Source organism: Flavobacterium resistens, assembly GCF_900182645.1.
GTDB lineage: Bacteria > Bacteroidota > Bacteroidia > Flavobacteriales > Flavobacteriaceae > Flavobacterium > Flavobacterium resistens.
In genome coordinates, this window is record NZ_FXTA01000001.1 from 900,313 (window position 1) to 920,248 (window position 19,936).

The 19,936-nt window shown below is 33.7% G+C and carries 22 protein-coding genes; 9 read left to right on the plus strand and 13 right to left on the minus strand.

All coding sequences use genetic code 11. The features are described 5' to 3' along the window. Positions 1 to 36 precede the first annotated feature (36 nt). From prfB to lpxD, 3 genes are all read left to right on the plus strand, one after another. A protein-coding gene (gene prfB / locus FN795_RS03845) for a peptide chain release factor 2 (RefSeq protein ID WP_142449453.1) occupies positions 37 to 1,135 on the plus strand; the annotation gives its coding sequence in 2 pieces (ribosomal slippage) (positions 37 to 99 and positions 101 to 1,135; 1,098 coding nt in all). An 83-nt stretch (positions 1,136 to 1,218) separates the two neighbouring features. Further along, positions 1,219 to 1,662 carry a peptide-methionine (R)-S-oxide reductase MsrB gene (gene msrB / locus FN795_RS03850; RefSeq protein ID WP_142449454.1) on the plus strand — a complete coding sequence of 148 codons (444 nt, stop codon included), beginning with the start codon at positions 1,219 to 1,221 and terminating at the stop codon, positions 1,660 to 1,662. Between the two features lie 340 nt (positions 1,663 to 2,002). Beyond that, entirely contained in the window at positions 2,003 to 3,001 is a 999-nt protein-coding gene (gene lpxD, locus FN795_RS03855; protein WP_142449455.1) for a UDP-3-O-(3-hydroxymyristoyl)glucosamine N-acyltransferase, read from the plus strand. A gap of 53 nt (positions 3,002 to 3,054) precedes the next feature. On the opposite strand, the gene FN795_RS03860 is transcribed toward lpxD, so the two are convergent. The 4 genes from FN795_RS03860 to FN795_RS03875 form a co-directional block, all read right to left on the minus strand. Further along, positions 3,055 to 3,261, minus strand: coding sequence for a hypothetical protein (locus tag FN795_RS03860; RefSeq protein ID WP_035648515.1), 207 nt, complete (start codon positions 3,259 to 3,261; stop codon positions 3,055 to 3,057). Positions 3,262 to 3,266: 5 nt separating this feature from the next. Next, the gene (locus FN795_RS03865; RefSeq protein ID WP_142449456.1) at positions 3,267 to 3,578 is read right to left on the minus strand and encodes a DUF3817 domain-containing protein; all 312 of its coding nucleotides are present in this window, start codon (positions 3,576 to 3,578) and stop codon (positions 3,267 to 3,269) included. Between the two features lie 2 nt (positions 3,579 to 3,580). Further along, a complete protein-coding gene (locus FN795_RS03870; RefSeq protein WP_142449457.1) occupies positions 3,581 to 4,039 on the minus strand; it encodes a hypothetical protein in 459 nt (152 codons plus the stop codon). A gap of 69 nt (positions 4,040 to 4,108) precedes the next feature. Beyond that, positions 4,109 to 4,699, minus strand: coding sequence for a TetR/AcrR family transcriptional regulator (locus FN795_RS03875; RefSeq protein WP_142449458.1), 591 nt, complete (start codon positions 4,697 to 4,699; stop codon positions 4,109 to 4,111). A 186-nt stretch (positions 4,700 to 4,885) separates the two neighbouring features. Between FN795_RS03875 and FN795_RS03880 the strand changes: the two genes are divergently transcribed. The 5 genes from FN795_RS03880 (at position 4,886) to hemN (ending at position 9,606) form a co-directional block, all read left to right on the plus strand. Then, positions 4,886 to 6,514 carry an acyl-CoA carboxylase subunit beta gene (locus tag FN795_RS03880; protein WP_142449459.1) on the plus strand — a complete coding sequence of 543 codons (1,629 nt, stop codon included), beginning with the start codon at positions 4,886 to 4,888 and terminating at the stop codon, positions 6,512 to 6,514. 123 nt (positions 6,515 to 6,637) lie between these two features. Continuing rightward, positions 6,638 to 7,060 carry a DoxX family protein gene (locus FN795_RS03885; protein ID WP_035648523.1) on the plus strand — a complete coding sequence of 141 codons (423 nt, stop codon included), beginning with the start codon at positions 6,638 to 6,640 and terminating at the stop codon, positions 7,058 to 7,060. A 118-nt stretch (positions 7,061 to 7,178) separates the two neighbouring features. After that, entirely contained in the window at positions 7,179 to 7,526 is a 348-nt protein-coding gene (locus tag FN795_RS03890; RefSeq protein ID WP_142449460.1) for a hypothetical protein, read from the plus strand. 115 nt (positions 7,527 to 7,641) lie between these two features. Further along, on the plus strand, positions 7,642 to 8,118 hold the full coding sequence (locus tag FN795_RS03895) for a hypothetical protein (protein WP_142449461.1): 477 nt from the start codon (positions 7,642 to 7,644) through the stop codon (positions 8,116 to 8,118). A gap of 123 nt (positions 8,119 to 8,241) precedes the next feature. Next, on the plus strand, positions 8,242 to 9,606 hold the full coding sequence (gene hemN / locus FN795_RS03900; RefSeq protein WP_142449462.1) for an oxygen-independent coproporphyrinogen III oxidase: 1,365 nt from the start codon (positions 8,242 to 8,244) through the stop codon (positions 9,604 to 9,606). Between the two features lie 18 nt (positions 9,607 to 9,624). On the opposite strand, the gene FN795_RS03905 is transcribed toward hemN, so the two are convergent. From FN795_RS03905 to FN795_RS03940, 8 genes are all read right to left on the minus strand, one after another. After that, positions 9,625 to 10,326: a sulfite exporter TauE/SafE family protein gene (locus FN795_RS03905; protein WP_142449463.1), complete on the minus strand. Its 702-nt coding sequence runs from the start codon at positions 10,324 to 10,326 to the stop codon at positions 9,625 to 9,627. Between the two features lie 7 nt (positions 10,327 to 10,333). Further along, positions 10,334 to 10,783: a FixH family protein gene (locus tag FN795_RS03910; RefSeq protein ID WP_142449464.1), complete on the minus strand. Its 450-nt coding sequence runs from the start codon at positions 10,781 to 10,783 to the stop codon at positions 10,334 to 10,336. Between the two features lie 12 nt (positions 10,784 to 10,795). Further along, positions 10,796 to 12,214, minus strand: coding sequence for a cytochrome c oxidase accessory protein CcoG (ccoG, locus tag FN795_RS03915; protein WP_142449465.1), 1,419 nt, complete (start codon positions 12,212 to 12,214; stop codon positions 10,796 to 10,798). A gap of 5 nt (positions 12,215 to 12,219) precedes the next feature. Next, complete coding sequence (locus tag FN795_RS03920) at positions 12,220 to 13,161, minus strand: cbb3-type cytochrome c oxidase N-terminal domain-containing protein (protein ID WP_142449466.1); 942 nt, start codon at positions 13,159 to 13,161, stop codon at positions 12,220 to 12,222. Positions 13,162 to 13,179: 18 nt separating this feature from the next. Continuing rightward, positions 13,180 to 13,356 carry a CcoQ/FixQ family Cbb3-type cytochrome c oxidase assembly chaperone gene (locus tag FN795_RS03925; RefSeq protein WP_035648546.1) on the minus strand — a complete coding sequence of 59 codons (177 nt, stop codon included), beginning with the start codon at positions 13,354 to 13,356 and terminating at the stop codon, positions 13,180 to 13,182. A gap of 4 nt (positions 13,357 to 13,360) precedes the next feature. Next, positions 13,361 to 15,559: a cytochrome-c oxidase, cbb3-type subunit I gene (gene ccoN, locus FN795_RS03930; RefSeq protein WP_142449467.1), complete on the minus strand. Its 2,199-nt coding sequence runs from the start codon at positions 15,557 to 15,559 to the stop codon at positions 13,361 to 13,363. A 2-nt stretch (positions 15,560 to 15,561) separates the two neighbouring features. Next, a complete protein-coding gene (gene ccoS, locus FN795_RS03935; RefSeq protein WP_035648550.1) occupies positions 15,562 to 15,753 on the minus strand; it encodes a cbb3-type cytochrome oxidase assembly protein CcoS in 192 nt (63 codons plus the stop codon). A gap of 117 nt (positions 15,754 to 15,870) precedes the next feature. Further along, positions 15,871 to 18,258: a heavy metal translocating P-type ATPase gene (locus FN795_RS03940; protein WP_142449468.1), complete on the minus strand. Its 2,388-nt coding sequence runs from the start codon at positions 18,256 to 18,258 to the stop codon at positions 15,871 to 15,873. A 204-nt stretch (positions 18,259 to 18,462) separates the two neighbouring features. Here FN795_RS03940 and FN795_RS03945 point away from each other — a divergent pair, with 204 nt between their 5' ends. After that, complete coding sequence (locus FN795_RS03945; protein WP_142449469.1) at positions 18,463 to 19,143, plus strand: Crp/Fnr family transcriptional regulator; 681 nt, start codon at positions 18,463 to 18,465, stop codon at positions 19,141 to 19,143. On the opposite strand, the gene mazG is transcribed toward FN795_RS03945, so the two are convergent. Further along, the gene (mazG, locus tag FN795_RS03950) at positions 19,144 to 19,914 is read right to left on the minus strand and encodes a nucleoside triphosphate pyrophosphohydrolase (RefSeq protein ID WP_142449470.1); all 771 of its coding nucleotides are present in this window, start codon (positions 19,912 to 19,914) and stop codon (positions 19,144 to 19,146) included. It lies immediately after the preceding gene. Between the last annotated feature and the right edge of the window lie 22 nt (positions 19,915 to 19,936).

Consider the following 19,936-nt stretch of genomic DNA (forward strand, 5'->3'; position numbering starts at 1 on the left):
AACTACTTATTAATTTATGACAACAGTTATTAATTTATGACAACAGCCGAACAAGTAAAAGGTATTGTGGAGCGCCTTGGTGCGTTGAGGAGGTATCTTTGACGTTGATGCCAAGCTAATCGAAATTGCAAACGAAGAAGAAAAGACTTTTGCGCCAGATTTTTGGAACAACCCAAAAGAAGCCGAAAACATCGTAAAAAATCTTCGAAACAAGAAAAAATGGATTGAAGATTACGATAAAGCCGTCGAACTTACAGATGAGCTTCAACTTGCTTATGATTTTTATAAAGAAGGCGAACTTTCTGTAGAGGAATTAGACGAACAATACAGCGGTGCGCAATCGCATATTGAAAACATCGAATTCAAAAACATGCTTTCTGACGAAGGTGATAGTTTGAGCGCAGTTGTTCAAATTACCGCTGGAGCGGGCGGAACTGAAAGTTGCGACTGGGCTGGAATGCTGATGCGTATGTACATGATGTGGGGTGAAAGTTATGGTTATAAAATCAAGGAACTTAACTTTCAGGAAGGCGACGTTGCCGGAATCAAAACCGTGACTTTAGAATTTGAAGGTGATTATTCTTTTGGTTATTTAAAAGGAGAAAATGGAGTTCATCGTTTGGTTCGAATTTCACCTTTTGATAGTAATGCAAAACGTCATACTTCATTCGTCTCGGTTTATGTTTATCCGCTTGTTGATGATAGTATTGAAATCGATATTAATCCTGCCGATATCGAAATTACGACTTCTCGTTCGAGTGGTGCCGGAGGTCAGAATGTAAATAAAGTTGAAACAAAAGTTCAGTTGGTTCACAAACCAACCGGAATTCAAATTCAATGTTCTGAAACACGTTCGCAACAAGATAACAGACAACGTGCCATGCAAATGCTTCGCTCTCAATTGTATGAAATTGAATTGAAAAAACAACAAGCACAACGCGCCGATATTGAAGCCGGAAAAATGAAAATTGAATGGGGTTCGCAAATTCGTAACTACGTTATGCAACCTTATAAATTAGTAAAAGACGTTCGTACAGGCTACGAAACCAGCGATGTTGACGGTGTAATGAACGGAAATATAGACCCATTTCTTAAAGCATATTTAATGATGATGGGACAAAAGGAGGAAGAATAGTTTTCGATCAAAGCCGAAGTTTGCAGTCATAGTAAACTTCAAACCTGAAACTTGAAACAACTTTAAACCTAAAAGAGGAAGTTATGATAAAATGGGCCGATGTAATTCATTTTACAAACAAAGGAAATCCTGCTCCAGATAAAAGAGTAGAAAAAACGGAAGAAGAATGGAAACAAATTCTGACGACAGAAGAATTTCAGGTAACTCGCTTAAAAGGAACCGAAAGATCTTTCAGCTCAGAATTATGCAGTTTATTTGATCCCGGAATTTACGAATGTAAATGCTGTGGAACGGTTCTTTTTGACGCAAGTGAAAAATTTGAATCAGGAACTGGTTGGCCTTCTTTTACACAACCAATTAAAGAAAATGCAATTGGATATCATGCCGATAAATCATACGGAATGATTCGAGTTGAAGTTGTATGCAATGTCTGTGATGCACATTTAGGACATGTTTTCCCAGATGGCCCGCCACCAAGCGGTCTGCGTTATTGCATAAATGCAGTTTCTCTTTCTAAAACTAAATAATAAAAAACAGTAAGAAACGATTCCTTTAAAAGTGAATCGTTTTTTTTTGCATTTACACCATTAACAAAAAAAATGTAAGTTACTGCTTATCAATAAAAAATAACTTTTCTTATTGCTTCAAAAAAACTAAACACTTCGTTTTAAGCAATATAAACCAACACTTGGACTTGTCTAAAAATTAGAAAACCAACAAAATTTTAATATCTAAAGTGTTAATTTTGTAATATTTAAACTATTATTTTAAATATCTTTCAATAAACACGCTAATAATATTAGGTAATTAAAATGTAATTTATTTTATTTGGCAAAAATTAATCCCAAATACTCTTAAATACATTAAATGAAATCCTATTCAATTCAAGAAATTAACGAAGTGATTAATGGCGTGATATACGGCTCAACTTCTCAAAGCATTAATGCAACCGAGCAACTGGAAAAGGCAACTACTTCGCAAATTTCATTTATAGGAAATAAAAAGTATGAAAAACATTGGTCTGCATCAAATGCATCAATAGCAGTTGTAAATGAAGATATTTCGATCGAGCCTGGCGAAAATCGTGCTTTTATCAAAGTAAAAAATGCTGATTTGGCAATGTCTCAAATACTTGCCCTTTTTGCTCCTCCTGCGCCAATATTTCGCAGTAATATTCACAAAACAGCCAATATCGATGAAACCGCAGTAATTGCTGAAGGTGCAAAAATTGGTGCTGGCTGTTATATTGGTCCAAAAGTAGAAATTGGTGCAAATGTTACTTTATACCCAAATGTTACTATTTTAGACGAATGCACTATCGGAAAAAACACCGTTATTTGGTCTGGAACAGTGGTTCGCGAACGTTGTCATATTGGTAGTGACTCTATTATTCATCCAAATGCAACTATTGGCGCTGATGGTTTTGGATTCCGTCCCTGCAAAGAAAACGGACTTGTAAAAATTCCGCAAATTGGAAATGTTATTATTGGAAACGGTGTCGAAATTGGTGCAAATACTTGTGTTGACCGTGGAAAATTCAGTTCAACAGTTTTAGGAGACGGCTGTAAGATTGATAATTTAGTTCAAATTGGACATAATAGTAAATTAGGTAAATTCTGCATTATGGCTGGAAACAGTGGCTTGGCAGGTTCTGTAACTTTAGGAAACGGCGTTATCATTGGCGGAAGCGCATCAATAAAAGATCATACAAATATTGGAGATGGAGCCGTAATTGGCGCTGGATCAGGTGTCACTGGAGACGTTCCGGCAGGAAAAACAATGCTTGGTTATCCTGCAGTTGAAGCCAGAGATGCTCTTAAACAATGGGCAATGCTAAAACGAATGGTTTGCGCTCCTAAAAAATAATTATACTTTGTTTTATATATAAAAACATCCGCTGTAACGGATGTTTTTTGTTTTTATAAAGCTTCACATTCAAAGCCAATAGCTTTCATTAAAAAAATTACTTTTTCGATAATATCATCTTTACATTCAAACCTTAGAATATTATCGCAGTCTTCGAGATCAAAATTCCATTTAGAATTAGGAAATAATCTATTTAGTTTTGGTGTAACTTTCTTCACTTTCGAAATGCTGTCAACATTTGTCTTGAACACAAAAATCATAATTTTTACTGGTTTTGAATTTTACTTAAAATTTTAGAATCGATATAAAAAGTACCAAACGGAATTATGCACGCCAAAAGTACTTTCCATGTTGTGGTGGCAAATTTCCAGTTCTGCTCTACCCCAACACTCAATGTATTAAAAATAAAAAGTAAAAATAAAGCACCGTGAATTGTTCCTACCGGCCGTGTTAAAAAAGGCATTTCAAAAATATATTTCATAGGCATTGCTATAAAAAGCAAAATCAGAAGCGAAGTTCCTTCAAGGAATCCAATAATTCGTAATCTTCCAGTATTTGTCTTCAGTAAATTTTTCATAATTATCTAAAATAAGGTCGGTTTGCAAGAGGAGAAAATGGCCACGGAATGGCAATAAAAATGATTAATAAGGCAAGAGAAAACCAAATAAGCATAGTTTTGAACTTTTGTTCATCAGAAGATTTTCTTTTGGCCAAAGCCGAACCAATCGTTATCAAAACTATTGCAATTAACATCAAAAAAATATGAATAATTCCGAAAAATGAAGCATTCACATTTTGAATCGCTTCATTAAAATTTTTCCAGAAATACTTTACAATTGGGCTTTGTACATAAACTAATATTCCAAAAATAAGCTGAATATGAGCAATTGTAGCCGTCCAGTGACGGATGAGATTATCCTTTTTAGTAAAAGGAAGTTTTTGAGAATAACCTTTGTAAGCGATATAAATAGAATATAACAAGCTTACCAATACGAGCCATCTTATAAAAGAATGGCCTTCTAAAATAGTTTGATACATTGTTTTTTGATTAAGACAATGCAAATATATTTAAAAACATACTAAGTAGTATGTTTTTGGAAAATAATTTTATTTCAAACCATTTAAATAACTTTTAAGTTCCTTTAAATAAACTAGATAAGAAGAATTATCGTTTTGAAGTTTTCCAAAATTTCGAATTCCCCAATACCCCGAAAGGATGAAAAAAGCAACTTGTTCGCCCACAACATCTTTTCTAATCAAACCATATTCTTTCCCTTTTTCAATTGAATTTATAATCGTTGCTTTCCATAAATCGACCAATTCTGCCAAAGCTTCACTAAACTTATTATTCCAAGGCGTCATTTCCTGCGTAAGATTTCCAACTGGACAGCCATATTTTACTTGTAAAAAAGGATCATCGAGCAATAAATATGAAATCATATTATAAAAATCTTCTATTGGATTTTGGGAGGCTTCTGTAGGCTTTATAAAATGTTCCTGCATTGTCGGTTTTAGAATTTCTTCAATAATAGCAACTCCCATTTCATCCTTGGTTTTAAAATGGTAATAAAAAGCACCTTTTGTAACTTGAGTTGTCGCAATAATTTCATCTATACTTGTGGTTTGATAGCCTTTTGTATAGATCAATTCAAATGCTTTATGAAGAATGTTTAATCGGGTGTTTGCAGCTTTAGACATAAAAAAATACTAATTAGTATGAAAAAGCAAATTAAAGAAAAATAATCGGTTTATGATTCTTGAAGTCGTTTTGAAAAAATCTAAAAAAACATTTACAAACTTTTTTCTTAATTCGTAAAGCAACTCATTTATTTCAATTGATTTTGTAAATTAGCCAACACTATTTTGTAAAATCAATATTATATCATGGATTTAAACTTCAATAAAAACGAAGATCACAATAAATTACTACTTTCAGAATTAAAACAAAAATTTGCCAAAGTAAAACTGGGCGGAGGCGAAAAACGAATTGCAAAACTTCATTCCGAAGGAAAAATGACAGCTCGTGAACGCATTGCTTATTTATTGGATGAAAATTCAGAAAATATTGAAATTGGAGGTTTCGCCGGCGAAGGAATGTACAAAGAACATGGCGGTTGTCCTTCTGGTGGCGTCGTGGTAAAAATTGGCTACATCAAAGGCAAACAATGCATTGTTGTTGCTAATGATGCTACTGTAAAAGCTGGTGCATGGTTTCCAATTACAGGAAAGAAAAACCTTCGCGCACAGGAAATCGCTATAGAAAACAGACTTCCAATAATTTATCTTGTTGACAGCGCAGGAGTCTATTTGCCAATGCAGGATGAAATTTTTCCAGATAAAGAACATTTTGGACGAATCTTTAGAAATAATGCCCAAATGAGCAGTATGGGAATTACGCAAATCGCCGCCGTAATGGGAAGCTGTGTTGCTGGTGGCGCTTATTTGCCAATTATGAGTGATGAAGCCTTGATTGTAGACAAAACCGGAAGTATTTTCCTTGCCGGAAGTTATTTGGTAAAAGCTGCAATTGGTGAAACGATTGACAATGAAACTTTAGGAGGTGCAACAACACATTGTGAAATCTCTGGAGTTACTGATTATAAAGCTAAAGATGACAAGGATGCTTTAGACAAAATCAAAAATATTGTAGATAAAATTGGCGATTTCGACAAAGCTGGCTATAGCCGAATCAAAGCTGAAAAACCTGCTTTGGATCCAAAAGATATTTACGGAATTTTACCAAAAGCACGTACAGAACAATACGATATGATGGAAATCATCAATCGTTTGGTTGATAATTCTGAATTTGAAGCTTATAAAGAAGGTTACGGACAATCTCTTATTACAGGTTATGCCAGAATTGACGGCTGGGCAGTTGGAATTATTGCCAATCAGCGAAAAGTGGTTAAGACTAAAAAAGGCGAAATGCAGTTTGGAGGTGTAATTTACTCTGATAGTGCCGACAAAGCAACTCGTTTTATTGCCAATTGTAATCAAAAGAAAATTCCATTAGTTTTTTTACAAGACGTTACTGGTTTTATGGTAGGCTCAAAATCTGAGCATGGAGGAATAATCAAAGACGGTGCAAAAATGGTAAACGCTGTGAGTAATTCTGTTGTACCGAAATTTACTGTAATTGTTGGAAATTCGTATGGTGCAGGAAATTACGCAATGTGCGGAAAAGCTTATGATCCTCGATTAATATTTGCTTGGCCAAGCGCGGAACTTGCCGTGATGGGTGGAACGCAAGCTGCTAAAGTTTTGGCACAAATTGAAGCTTCTTCGCTTAAAGCAAAAGGAGAAGTTGTAGATGAAGCCAAAGAAACAGAGCTCTTCAATAAAATAAAAGCAAGTTATGACGAACAAACTTCGCCTTATTATGCTGCTTCACGATTATGGACAGATGCAATCATTGATCCGCTCGATACACGCAAATGGATTTCAATGGGAATCGAAGCTGCAAACCACGCTCCCATTCAAAAACCATTCAATTTAGGTGTTATTCAGGTTTAAAGCATTCCGAAATTCTCATTTTAAGTCAAATAAACACCAAAAAACTCATTTTCAACGACTTATTATTAAATATGTTATTAAAATTTCGTAATTTTAATAAACAATTTTTAATCACGCAATGTCATGGAAAATGTAAAAAGCTTGAATAAATGGGCAAATGCGCACACTTATTTACCGGTAGATTTAGTACGTATCGTATTGGGTGTTTTTTTATTTATGAAAGGAGTTTCATTTGTAACTAACGTTCAATATCTGCATGATTTAATTTCTCCAATCGATCAGTTTGGAGGCGGAATGTTCCTTCTGCATTATATTGCGCCAGCACATATGATTGGAGGAATAATGATCGTTTTCGGTCTGCTCACCCGTTGGGCTATTGCCGCACAGCTACCTATTCTTTTTGGAGCTGTTTTAGTAAACTTCATGGGACGAATGCATTCTGAAAGCCTAATTCTTGCAATCGCAGTTTTGCTGCTTTGCATTTTCTTTCTATTTTATGGCGGGGGAAAGCATTCCGCCGATTATTATTTTAAAATGCAACAATAATATACTTTTATCCTCAACTTATCTATTTAGGTTGAGGATAAAACAAAAAAGCATTTTTAAGACTTAATTAGCACTTCAAAATTTTATTTATTGTGTTTTATGAACTAAATTCGCCACCATGAATTGGATTCGTAAGACCATCTTGTTTATATCACTTTTGATTATAGCATTCTTTGCCACACAGGCAAGCGATGTTCCTATGCAACAAATTGAAAGTCAAAAAAAAGATACTAACTTCTCCAAAGATACTCCTGATTCTTCTGCATTTATTCAACCGCAGGCAAGTTATCAATTTGCGGCAAGTATTAAAACAGAGTACCCTGCAGTACTAAGATGGTTTGATTCTTTACTGTCAGTTATTCCTCAACATAAAGCTGTTAAATCAGCGTTTAATTTTACACGTCAATTTTCGACTCAGAGCAAGAAAATCTCTTTAATGCTCTACGCTTTCCATTTTTTCTGGTAAATAAATCCGTGAAATTTTTATTCGAAAGAAATCTTTTCTTTCACAAGTCTTAAGACCGTTTTCTATCTGAAAACTGTTTATAATTTCATATTATTTATCAAATAAAAAATCAAAAATGGAAACAAGTGTAACCATAATTGGTGTTGTGATTGCAATTATAGTCGCAATTCCAATTTATTTTTCAGCACGAACGAACGCTGCAAACAAATCTAAAATCCTAAATATCAAAAAGAAATTCAACTCAACTCATCCTGAAGATTTTGATTTGACTGAATCTCAAAGCAATAAAACGCTAACTCTGGATCAGAAAAACAAAAGATTCATTTTAATGAATTTCAATCCAAATCAGCAAGAATCAACTTTTGTAGACTTAAAAAGTGTTTCTTCCTGTAAATTAATTTTAACAACAGACGGAAATTCTGATACTATTCTAAAAATAGATTTCGAATTTCAGCAAAACGAAACTTCTCAAAAAATCACCATACCATTCTATGATTTTGATGATGATCGCATCAAACAAATTAGCGCTTATCAAGATCATATGTTTGCAAAAAAATGGCTTAAAATCATCCAAGATTCTATTTCACGTTAGTTATTTAATTCAGTAAAGAGGCTCAATTTTTGAGTCTCTTTTTTTTTGTCAGTAATATGATATTTATCATTTTAATTTTTGAAACAGTAAAGTAATTTTGATACCTCTCTAAATGTTTTATTTATGAAAATTTCACTGACTCAGAAATACAACGTCCCTGGTCCAAGATATACAAGTTATCCAACCGTTCCGTATTGGAAAGAAACCGATTTTACTTTGGAAAAATGGACAGCATCTTTTCAAAAATCATTTTTAGAAAGTAATACGCAAAACGGAATCAGTTTATATATCCATTTGCCTTTTTGCGAAAGCATGTGTACTTTTTGCGGATGCAACAAACGAATCACAAAAAATCATTCTGTTGAAGAAATTTATATCGACGCGGTTTTAAAAGAATGGAAACTGTATTGCGAACTTCTTCCTGAAAAACCGCTTATAAAAGAAATTCATTTAGGCGGAGGAACTCCAACTTTTTTTTCAATTTCAAATCTAGAAAATCTTATAAATGGTATTTTTAAACTAGCAGATAAAGCCGAAAACTATGAATTCAGTTTTGAAGGACATCCTAATAATACTACTTACGAGCAACTTAAAAAATTATATGATTTAGGCTTTCGCCGAGTAAGTTTTGGCGTGCAGGATTATGCCGAAAAAGTACAGAAAGCCATTCACCGTATTCAGCCCTTCCACAATGTTGCGAAAGTAACTTTTTGGGCTAAAGAAATTGGTTATACATCAATTGGCCATGATATTATTTTCGGACTTCCGTTCCAAACTTTAGAAAATATTGTCGATACAATTGAAAAAACAAATTCATTAAAACCAGACCGATTAGCTTTTTACAGTTACGCACACGTACCGTGGATAAAAGGAAATGGACAACGCGGTTTTAACGAAGAAAACTTGCCAAAAGATGCCGAAAAAAGAATGCTTTATGAGATCGGAAAAACATTGCTTTCTGCAAATGGTTATCATGAAGTTGGTATGGATCATTTTGCATTGCCTTCAGATAGCTTATTTCAATCTGCACACAACGGAAAGATGCATCGAAATTTCATGGGTTACAGCGCTTCAAAAACACAACTCATGATTGGTTTAGGTGTTTCTTCAATAAGTGACAGTTGGTATAGTTTTGCCCAAAACACTAAAAATCTGGAAGAATATTATCAAATTTTAGAAAGTAATCAATTACCTGTTGTGAAAGGTCATATTTTAAATGATGAAGATCTGATTATTCGAAAACACATTTTAAATCTAACCTGCGAACTTGAAACTTCCTGGAATCAAGATTCTTTATATTTCAAAGAATTGCCAGAAGTTTTATTGGCTTTAAAAGAAATTGAAAATGATGAGTTGATTGTAATCGAAGAAAACAAAATTAAAATCACAGAAGCCGGAAGACCTTTCGTCCGCAATATTTGTATGGCTTTTGATTTACATTTAAAAAGAAAATCACCTGAAACGAACTTGTTTTCGATGACAGTTTAATCATTATTTGATGACAGTTTAATGACAATTTGGTGTCTGCTGAACAAACAAACTCATATTTGAAGGAGACAAATACGGAATTCCTAATCCCAAACCTCTTAAAATAAACAATACACCAATAAAAACGGCAACATAAGGAATTGCCTTTTGAATTTTATTTCGAAACGGTAATTTTAATAATGAATGAATATAGACCACAATGGTCATTAAAGGAATGGTTCCTAATCCGTAAAGCAACATATAGAGAACGCCTAAACTGGCACTTTGCATCGCAATTGCACCAAATAAAGCCACATATACCATTCCGCAAGGAAGAAAACCATTTAACAAACCAATTATAAAAAGTGATTTGTAACTTTTCTTTTTAAACTGGCTTCCTAAACTTGATTTAATTTTTGAGATAACTTTATAAACCGGTTTTGAGAAGTTGTAATTAGCAAATGTTTTTTCAGGAATCAAAACCACAGCAATCATTGCTAAACCAATAAAAATTGATATTTTCTGTTGAATTCCTGCCATAAAAAAACCACGTCCTAATAAACCAAAAATTAAACCTATTGTAGCATAAGCGGTCAAACGCCCTAAATGATAAGTGATAACTTGCGTTACTTTTTTTGCCTCATTCTGATGATCAACTGGAAGCATTACAGCAATTGGCCCACACATTCCCACACAATGCAGACTACTGATAATACCTAATATGAATGCAGAATACAACATATGTAAATTAATTTACGTAAATCACTTCTTTAGTCAAGTATTTTGTTCCGTTATACTGCCATTCCATGTTAACGTCCCAACGTCCTTTAATCAATTTATCTTTCGGAATAAATAAAGCTGAGTTTGTCAAGGCAATTTTAGTATTAAAATCAAATTTCTTATTTGAAGGGCGATATAATAAAACATTTCCCGTGATTTTATCGCTCTCAAAAGTTGATGGAAACGCCACCTTTACACCTTCTTCTCCAAAAGTAATTGAAGGTTTTTGCTGTAAATCATGTGCGTTTTGAACACGAGCCATTTCTTCCTGAAAATGTGAATCGTGTTTATAATATTCCTCTACAACCAAATCATTGTCGTATTTAGCATTAGACTGAACTTCAAAAACGAAATACAATATAAAACTCATAAAAAGAGCAAAAGCTATAACAATTCCGGTTCCCCAATTTATTTTCATGATAATAGTATTTTAATTAAAACTTCTAGGACCTAAAAAATTTGTTTTTGTGGTTTCAAGCAATTCTTTTCCGTTGTAGACACCAATTTTCACTGTGGTTTTATCGCTTTCCAAAATTGCCTCGTTGATTTCTATGAACAGAGTTCCTTGAGCAGTTTCTTCTCTTTTAATTTTGAAGTTTTTATTCCCTACATTTTTGATTTCACCTTTCTGGTCGATTAACTCAAAATGAATATCGTTGTAATCATTCATTGTTTTATTAACGATTTTGTAAGTGTAAACATTGCTTATTTTATCTCCTTTATGCTGAAATAATTGCCCTGGTAAACGCAAAATAATCGCTTCTACATTAGTTCTTAAAAATAGCATTCCAACAAAAACACTTAATAAAATGAATAAAACGGCTGTATAGCCTTTCATTCTATTTGTGAATTTAAAAGTTTCTTTTTTAGCTATTTCATCTTCTGAAGCGTAACGAATAAGGCCTTTTGGCAAACCTACGCTTTCCATTATATTATCACATTCGTCAATACAAGCCGTACAGTTTGTACATTCTAATTGTGTTCCGTTTCTAATGTCAATTCCCATTGGACATACGTGCACGCATTGAAGACAATCAATACAATCACCTTTTCCGGTTAATGCACGGTCTTCTTTTTTATTGAATTTTGCGCGTCCCTCCTCCTTTTCGCCTCGAACAAAATCATAGGCAACATTGATCGATTTATTATCGAGAAGAACTCCCTGAAGTCTGCCGTATGGACAAGCAATTATACAAACCTGTTCCCGGAACCAAACAAAAACAAAATAAAAAACACCCGTAAAAATCAGCAATGCTATAAAATTACTTGCCTGTTTTACAGGACCTTGTTCAATCATTAAAAATAATTGATCACTGCCAACTAAATAAGCTAAAAACACATTTGCAATACCGAACGAAATCAAAAAGAAAACAGTCCATTTAAAAAGTCTTTTTCTAATTTTTTCGGCATTCCATTCTTGTCGAGCTAAACGTGATTGAGAGCCTCTGTCACCATCAATCCAATATTCGATTCGGCGAAAGACCATTTCTAAAAAAATAGTCTGTGGACAAATCCAGCCGCAAAAAATCCTTCCAAAAACAACTGTAAACAAGATTACGAAAACAACGCCAACCAGCATTGAAATGACAAAAAGATAAAAATCTTGTGGCCAAAAAGGAAAACCAAAAATATTAAAACGACGTTCTAAAACATTGAACATCATAAATTGGTTACCGTTGATTTTTATAAAAGGATTAGCGACAAGAATAGCTAATAAAACATAGCTGACAATCTTTCTGTAATTATAGAACTTACCAGACGGTTTTTTAGGAAAAATAAATTTTCTATTACCACTGTCATCGATTGTTCCAATGGTATCTCTAAAAGCTTCGTCTGGTAAATTTGACATGATTTTTATTTTTTAACTTCTGTACTATCTTTTGTATTAGTTGTTGCCGCATCTTTTTTTGGAGCACTTTCATCAACCCAAACTTCTCCTTCCGCTTCTTTTGGATCTTTAGGATTGCTTCCTTGTAAAGACAAAATATAACTTGCCACTTTTTGAATATCTTTTGGCTTCATACCATTTGTTTTCCAGGAAACCATACCTTTTCCATCACGACCTCCATTTGTAATAGTGTGGAAAACATTTTTAATTCCTCCTCCTAAAATCCATTTATCATCGGTCAGGTTTGGGCCAATTTGTCCTCCCGCATCTGCTCTGTGGCAAGCCGCACAATTTGTCATGAATATCTCTTTACCGGCTGCTAAACTTGGTTCATCTGTAAGTAAAACAACTGTTTTTTCATCCATTAAATCTGGTGCTGTTTTTAGGTATTCATCAACATCAATTTTAGCCTGAGCCATTTCTTTTTTAAGCTCTGTTTCCTGGTCATCTCCTCCTAAAATTTCATAATGAACAAGATAAACAGCTCCAAAAATGATACAGATATAGAATAAATACACCCACCAAGGCGGTAAATTATTATCAAGCTCTTTGATTCCGTCATAATCATGATCCATTAGCAACTCGCCTTCTTTCTCCATTGGTGGAGTTTTTGTCAGCTTGTGCATCAACTCTTTGAACCAAGTGCTTTCGCTTAAACTTAGGCTATTTTCGTAATCCAATTTTGCTTTTTCTTCAGGCGACATCAAATGGTACATCACTCGATTAACTGCACTTAATGTAATTTCAATCGCAACCAAGACAAATAGAAATATAATCAAAAAGACAGAAACCATTGGGAATTTTATAAAAGCTGGTTTATCACCTGAATCAATAAAATACTCCATCAAAGCAAAACCGATGAAGAAAATAAGTGGTACTCTTACATATACTGGGAAAAATTTTTTCATTTTATTTATCTTTAGAAATTATACCAAGTCCTCATTTAAAGGAATTTCACTCATTTCTTTAATCTTGTCTTTTTTATATGAAAACACCCAAAAGGCTAATCCAACAAAAAATAAAAAGAAGATCAAGAGAGAAAGAATCGGGTAAATTTCTATACCCGATATTGTCTCCATATTGTGTTTTATCTGTTCAAACATAGCCTTATTTTTTAGCAGTATCTTTTACTTTTATATCAGTACCAAGTCTTTGAATATAAGCGATCAAAGCAACAATTTCTCTTTCGTTCATTGGAACAAATTTTTCGCCTTTTGCTGCTGCTTTCTTCTTACTGTCAGCATAACTTTTTACGTAATCAGGATCATTTTCTAAGCTTTTCTCAATAGCAAGAGCTTGAGTTCTTAAATCTTTCAATGCATTTGCAATTTGTGCCTGACCTGGCTTATCATAAGGAACTCCAAGAGTCTTCATCGCTTGCATTTTCTTTTCAATCAAGGAAATATCCAGCGGTTTGTTGTCAAACAACCATTTGTAACCTGGCATAATTGAACCGAAAGAAGTGCTTTGCGGATTCCACATGTGATTGAAGTGCCAGTTGTCATTGTACTTGCCTCCTACTCTCAACAAATCTGGACCTGTACGTTTTGATCCCCATAAAAATGGATGATCGTAAACAAATTCTCCAGCTTTTGCTTGTGGCCCATATCTTTCAACTTCACTTCTAAATGGACGTACTGATTGCGAATGACAACCTACGCATCCTTCTCTGATATACAAATCGCGTCCTTCAAGTTCTAAAGGCGTATAAGGTTTTACGCTTGAAATTGTCGGGATATTTGACTTAACCATAATTGTTGGTACAATTTGAATAATTCCTCCAATCAAGATTGCAATCGTAGCCAATATGGTTAATTGAATAGGTTTTCTTTCTAGCCAAGTATGAAATTTTTCTCCACTTAATCTATTGCTGCTAATTCTTTCTAATGCTGGAGCCTGTGCTAATTCATCCTCAATTGTATTTCCCGCTTTTACTGTCATTATGATATTGTAAACCAAAGTCAGCATCCCAATTAAGTATAAACTTCCTCCAATTGCTCTCATCCAGTATAAAGGCATAATTGCGGTAACTGTTTCAAGGAAATTTCCGTAGGTTAAAGTTCCGTCTGGATTAAATTGTTTCCACATAGAAGCTTGTTGGAAACCTGCAACGTACATTGGCAATGCGTACAATATAATTCCTAAAGTTCCAATCCAGAAATGGAAATTAGCTAGTTTTTTAGAAAATAAAGTACTTTTTGTCATTCGTGGAATCAGCCAATAGATAATACCAAATGACATAAATCCATTCCATGCTAAAGCTCCAACGTGTACGTGTGCAATAATCCAGTCTGTATAGTGTGCAATAGCATTCACATTTTTGAAAGAAAGCATTGGACCTTCAAAAGTTGCCATTCCGTATCCGGTAATAGCCACAACGAAGAATTTCAAAACGGGTTCTTCACGAACTTTATCCCATGCACCTCTTAAAGTTAAAAGTCCGTTGATCATACCTCCCCAAGAAGGAGCGATAAGCATTACTGAAAATACTACACCTAAATTCTGAGCCCAGTTTGGCAAAGCTGAATATAACAAGTGGTGAGGCCCAGCCCAGATATAGATAAAGATTAATGACCAAAAGTGAATAATAGATAATCTATACGAATAAATAGGGCGATTTGCTACTTTAGGAATAAAATAATACATCAATCCTAAAAACGGAGTTGTTAAGAAAAACGCAACCGCATTGTGCCCGTACCACCATTGTACAAGCGCATCCTGAACACCTGCGTAAACTGAATAACTTTTTAAAGCAGAAACCGGTAACTCAATATTATTAAAGATATGTAAAACAGCAACAGTTACGAAAGTGGCTAAATAAAACCAAATAGCAACATATAAATGTCTTTCTCTTCGGCGAAGCATTGTACCTATCATATTGATTCCCATCACTACCCAAATCAAGGCAATTGCAATATCAATAGGCCATTCTAACTCGGCATACTCTTTTGATGAAGTATAACCTAATGGCAAGGTAATAGCAGCAGCAACAATAATTAACTGCCAGCCCCAGAAATGCAGATTACTTAAAAAATCACTGAACATTCTGGCTTTCAGCAAACGCTGGAGCGAGTAATACAAACCCGCAAAAAAGGCATTTCCGACAAAGGCAAAAATAACTGCATTAGTGTGCAAAGGTCTTAATCGGCCGTAGCTTAGCCACGAAATCCCATCTGTCATGTTGGGAAAAAGGTACATAACCGCTAAGGTCAGCCCTACTAACATACCTACTACTCCAAAAAGAATAGTGGCATAAATGAATTTTTTTACAATTTTGTTGTCGTAATAAAACTGTTCCATTTCCATAATTAAACTTGTTTTTCTTCGGTTGGTGGATTATTTTTTTGAGGGATGTTTTTTGTCTCGTCATCAAAAAGCATTCGGACGGATGGCGTATAATCATCATCGTACTGTCCAGATTTGACAGCGATGATAAAAGCAATGAAGAAGCCAATTGCTACGCAAATACTAACTGAAATTAATAGATAAATTACACTCATACCTTTAAAATTATGTTAACAAAATTAACAGGTTAGTATCGCATAAAATATGATAATTATCATAGTCAAAAGACTTATGTTAAATTTAGTAAAAAAATACTTCGGAATTATTTAAAATCATTTTAAATTACTAGAACTGAAGTAGTTAGACATGAAAGTCACAAAACTTACGATGGTAATTGTACTCAATGGCATAATAATGGCCGCAACTAACGGAAGAAGATTTCCAGTTATTGCAAAAGCAAGTCCGACCACGTTATAAAGTAGGGATAAAACGAAACTCATTTTGATGATTAAAATCGATTTATGAGAAAGCTTTAAAAAGTAATTTAAGCGTGAAAATTCAGTTGCATCTAAAATCGCATCGCAGGCCGGTGAAAAGACATTTACATTCTCTGAAATAGATACCCCAACATTGCTTTGTGCCAACGCTCCGGCATCATTTAAACCATCTCCAACCATCATGACATTCTGACCTTCATCTTGAAGGTTTTTAATGAATTCTAATTTTTGCTCTGGTTTTTGATTAAAAATAAGCTCTGTACCTTCTGGCAGAATTTTTTCGAGATTTGCTCTTTCTCCGTCATTGTCTCCTGAAAGAACTTTTAATTTGTATTTTTTACTTAAAGTTAAAAATAACGTTGCAAGACCATCTCTATATTGATTTTGGAAATTAAATCGGCCAAAATAGATTTCTCCAATTCTAATATGCAATGCCGTTTTTTCAATTTCAGAAGAATCCAAATCCGGGCTTTCAACAAATGCAACTGAACCGATTTTTATCGTCTTATTTTCCGTTTTAGCCCATAATCCTTTTCCTGTAATCTCCTCAAATTCTTCAATTTTGATTCGTTTAGTTTCTGGCAGGAAATCATAAAGCATTCTGCTCAAAGGATGATTTGAAGCTCGCAAAACATTTTTCAGTAAAATCATATTTTCATCAGAAATCGTCGTTCCTTCGTAAAGAATATTTGATTTTTTATTTGTCGTAATTGTCCCCGTTTTATCAAAAACTATTGTATCAACTTTTGCTAATTGTTCGATTACTAAAGCATTTTTAAGATACATTTTTTGCTTGCCCATAATTCTTAGAATATTTCCAAAAGTAAATGGTGCAGTAAGCGCCAACGCACATGGACAGGCGACAATTAAAACTGCTGTAAAAACATTAAAAGCAGTATTGGCATCAATAAATATCCAATAGCCAAATCCTGCAAAAGCGATTAATAATAGTATAGGAGTGAAATAACGGCTTATTTTATCGGTAATTGTTTTGTGTTTTTGATCTACTTTTTTCTGGAAAATTTCATTGCTCCACAGTTGGGTAAGATAACTTTGGGAAACCGAATGCAATACTTCCATTTCAATAACTTTTCCAATCTGTTTTCCGCCGGCAAATACTTTATCTCCTGATTTTTTCGTAATCGGAACTGCTTCACCAGTCACAAAACTGTAATCAATATCCGCTTTTTCACTGATCAAAATTCCATCAACCGGAATCAATTCTTGATTTCTGATCAATAATCTGTTTCCTTTCAAAACATCATAAATCGGCACACTTTCTTCGGAAGTATCCGAATTAATTCTGGTAACCGCAATTGGAAAATAGGATTTAAAATCTCTTTCAAAACTTAAAAAACTATAGGTTTTAGTTTGAAACATTTTTCCAAGAAGCATGAAGAAAACCAAACCTGTTAAACTATCAAAAAAACCTCCGCCATAATTCATTACAATATCAAAAGTGCTTCTAATAAACATGACAATAATTCCCAATGCGATTGGAATATCAATATTTAGCATTTTTGATTTGATGCTTTTATAAGCCGAAACATAATAACCGCTCGCTGAATATAAAAAACTCGGTAAAGCCAACAGAAAAATCAAAATCCTGAAAAAAGGCTTGTAATTGTCCAACCAAAATTCTTTGATTTCAAAATATTCCGGAAATGAAAGCAGCATAATATTTCCAAAGCAAAAGAAGGCTACACCAAGTTTATAAGTAAGACTTCGATCAACATTGTTTTTTCCGGTTTCATAGTTTTCAAGACTTATATAAGGTTCATAACCTATTGAACTCAATAAATAAGCAATTGATTTAAGAGATACAAGCTCAGAGTTAAAAGTAATACGGACTCTTTTTTGTGGAAAATTAACTTGTGAAATTGAAATTCCCGGCTGAATTCTGTTTAAGTTTTCCAGAATCCATATACAAGAACTGCAGTGTATATGCGGAATATTTAAAGAAACAATAGAAGTATTTCCTTCCTGAAAATCGATTATTTTTGACGTAATAGCCTCATTATCTAAGAAATCATATTTCCCTTGAATATCCTGAGGAGTTGCACCTGGCGATTTTTCGAAATCATAATAGCAGGTTAAATCATGAAGACTAAAAATTTCATACACGGTTTTACAGCCGGCACAACAAAACTTTTTTTCATCAAAATTGATTTCTTCATTTTTAGGAATGTCAATCCCGCAATGAAAACAGCTCTGCTCAGTCATAATTTGTTTCTTTTTTAATGTAACAAATATTCCAAATAAGAATTAACTATAAATATGATATTTATCATATGAAAATGAAATCAAATTCTAATTTAATAAAATAAAATGGGCGAATTACATCCGTAAAATTTTTCTGCATATTTTAAGAAAAAACAATGCCTTACAATACGAATATTGGTTAATTTTGCACTAAATTATATTGCGATGAATAAATGTGATCAATGTATTGTACGCCAGTTGTCGTCTTTAAAAGCCCTTAATAAAGAAGAAGTTGTAAAGTTAGCCAATAGCAAAACGAGTTATTCAATTAAAAAAGGAGATGCTATTTTTGAAGAAGGAGAAGTTACTAATGGTGTCTTTTGTATAAAAGACGGTGTTGGCAAATTATCAAAATTGAGTGCAAACGGAAAAGACCAAATTGTAAAGTTGGTAAAATCTGGTGAACTTTTAGGACAGCGTTCTATGATCAGTAATGAACCTGCTAATTTATCTGCAAAAGCGATCGCCGATATGGAAGTTTGCTTTATTCCGAAATCTGAAATCATACATTTCTTTAATAACAACAATCAATTTTCATTGAATTTGATGCAATCAATTTGTGAAGATTTGAAAGAATCAGAAAACGATAAAATTGCTTTAGTTCAAAAAACAGTAAAACAACGTTTGGCAGAAACTTTGCTGCATTTGCATGATGAATTTGGCGAAAATGCCGATAAAACCCTTAAAGTCCAGCTTACAAGAGAAGAACTTGCAGGAATAATTGGAACTGCAACTGAAAGCTGTATTCGACTTTTATCTGATTTTAATAAATTGGAACTAATTGAACTTGTTGGAAAAAAAATTATGCTGAAAAACGTAAAAGCATTAAAAAAAATAGCAGAATAATTAAAGCTTTTTAGCTTCGTTCCAAAAAACATCCATTTCTGCCAAAGTCATTTCTGATAAAGGTTTTCCTAATTCACCTGCTTTGCTTTCTAAGTATTGAAAACGCTTAATGAATTTTTTATTCGTGCGTTCTAATGCATCTTCGGGATTTACATTTAAAAATCGGGCGTAATTGATCATGGAGAATAAAACATCTCCAAATTCGGCTTCAATTTTATCCTGATCTCCTGTTTTCACTTCAACTTGAAGTTCTTCCAGTTCTTCCTGAACTTTATCCCAAACCTGATGTGGTTCTTCCCAGTCAAAACCAACGCCTTTTACTTTGTCCTGAATTCGGCTCGCTTTTACTAATGCCGGCAAACTTCTTGGAACACCTTCCAAAACTGATTTTTTACCCTCTTTAAGTTTAAGTTTTTCCCAGTTTTGTTTTACTTCTTCTTCATCTTTTACAACAGTATCGCTATAAATATGAGGATGACGGTGAATTAATTTATCGCAGATTTCATTGCAGACATCAGCTATGTCAAAATCATTAGTTTCTGAGCCTATTTTAGCATAGAAAACAATATGGAGCAATAAATCTCCCAATTCTTTTTTAACTTCATTTAAATCATTATCCAAAATAGCATCTCCAAGCTCATACGTCTCTTCGATTGTCAAATGGCGCAAAGTCTGTAGCGTTTGTTTTTTATCCCACGGACATTGCTCACGAAGTTCATCCATTATTATTAATAATCTTTCGAAAGCTTTTAGCTGAAGTTCTTTGCTCATTTTAATTTTATTTTGAATTGTA

Bases quoted from the DNA above. Each gene is read 5' to 3' on its own strand.
- ccoN (WP_142449467.1), bottom strand. From the start codon at position 15,559: ATGGAAATGGAACAGTTTTATTACGACAACAAAATTGTAAAAAAATTC.
- FN795_RS03880 (WP_142449459.1), top strand. From the start codon at position 4,886: ATGGATTTAAACTTCAATAAAAACGAAGATCACAATAAATTACTACTT.
- FN795_RS03860 (WP_035648515.1), bottom strand. From the start codon at position 3,261: ATGATTTTTGTGTTCAAGACAAATGTTGACAGCATTTCGAAAGTGAAG.
- FN795_RS03910 (WP_142449464.1), bottom strand. From the start codon at position 10,783: ATGAAAATAAATTGGGGAACCGGAATTGTTATAGCTTTTGCTCTTTTT.
- lpxD (WP_142449455.1), top strand. From the start codon at position 2,003: ATGAAATCCTATTCAATTCAAGAAATTAACGAAGTGATTAATGGCGTG.
- msrB (WP_142449454.1), top strand. From the start codon at position 1,219: ATGATAAAATGGGCCGATGTAATTCATTTTACAAACAAAGGAAATCCT.
- FN795_RS03870 (WP_142449457.1), bottom strand. From the start codon at position 4,039: ATGTATCAAACTATTTTAGAAGGCCATTCTTTTATAAGATGGCTCGTA.
- FN795_RS03895 (WP_142449461.1), top strand. From the start codon at position 7,642: ATGGAAACAAGTGTAACCATAATTGGTGTTGTGATTGCAATTATAGTC.
- ccoG (WP_142449465.1), bottom strand. From the start codon at position 12,214: ATGTCAAATTTACCAGACGAAGCTTTTAGAGATACCATTGGAACAATC.
- FN795_RS03885 (WP_035648523.1), top strand. From the start codon at position 6,638: ATGGAAAATGTAAAAAGCTTGAATAAATGGGCAAATGCGCACACTTAT.
- FN795_RS03865 (WP_142449456.1), bottom strand. From the start codon at position 3,578: ATGAAAAATTTACTGAAGACAAATACTGGAAGATTACGAATTATTGGA.
- ccoS (WP_035648550.1), bottom strand. From the start codon at position 15,753: ATGAGTGTAATTTATCTATTAATTTCAGTTAGTATTTGCGTAGCAATT.
- FN795_RS03875 (WP_142449458.1), bottom strand. From the start codon at position 4,699: ATGTCTAAAGCTGCAAACACCCGATTAAACATTCTTCATAAAGCATTT.
- FN795_RS03940 (WP_142449468.1), bottom strand. From the start codon at position 18,258: ATGACTGAGCAGAGCTGTTTTCATTGCGGGATTGACATTCCTAAAAAT.
- FN795_RS03945 (WP_142449469.1), top strand. From the start codon at position 18,463: ATGAATAAATGTGATCAATGTATTGTACGCCAGTTGTCGTCTTTAAAA.
- FN795_RS03925 (WP_035648546.1), bottom strand. From the start codon at position 13,356: ATGTTTGAACAGATAAAACACAATATGGAGACAATATCGGGTATAGAA.
- FN795_RS03905 (WP_142449463.1), bottom strand. From the start codon at position 10,326: ATGTTGTATTCTGCATTCATATTAGGTATTATCAGTAGTCTGCATTGT.
- hemN (WP_142449462.1), top strand. From the start codon at position 8,242: ATGAAAATTTCACTGACTCAGAAATACAACGTCCCTGGTCCAAGATAT.
- FN795_RS03890 (WP_142449460.1), top strand. From the start codon at position 7,179: ATGAATTGGATTCGTAAGACCATCTTGTTTATATCACTTTTGATTATA.
- FN795_RS03920 (WP_142449466.1), bottom strand. From the start codon at position 13,161: ATGAAAAAATTTTTCCCAGTATATGTAAGAGTACCACTTATTTTCTTC.
- mazG (WP_142449470.1), bottom strand. From the start codon at position 19,914: ATGAGCAAAGAACTTCAGCTAAAAGCTTTCGAAAGATTATTAATAATA.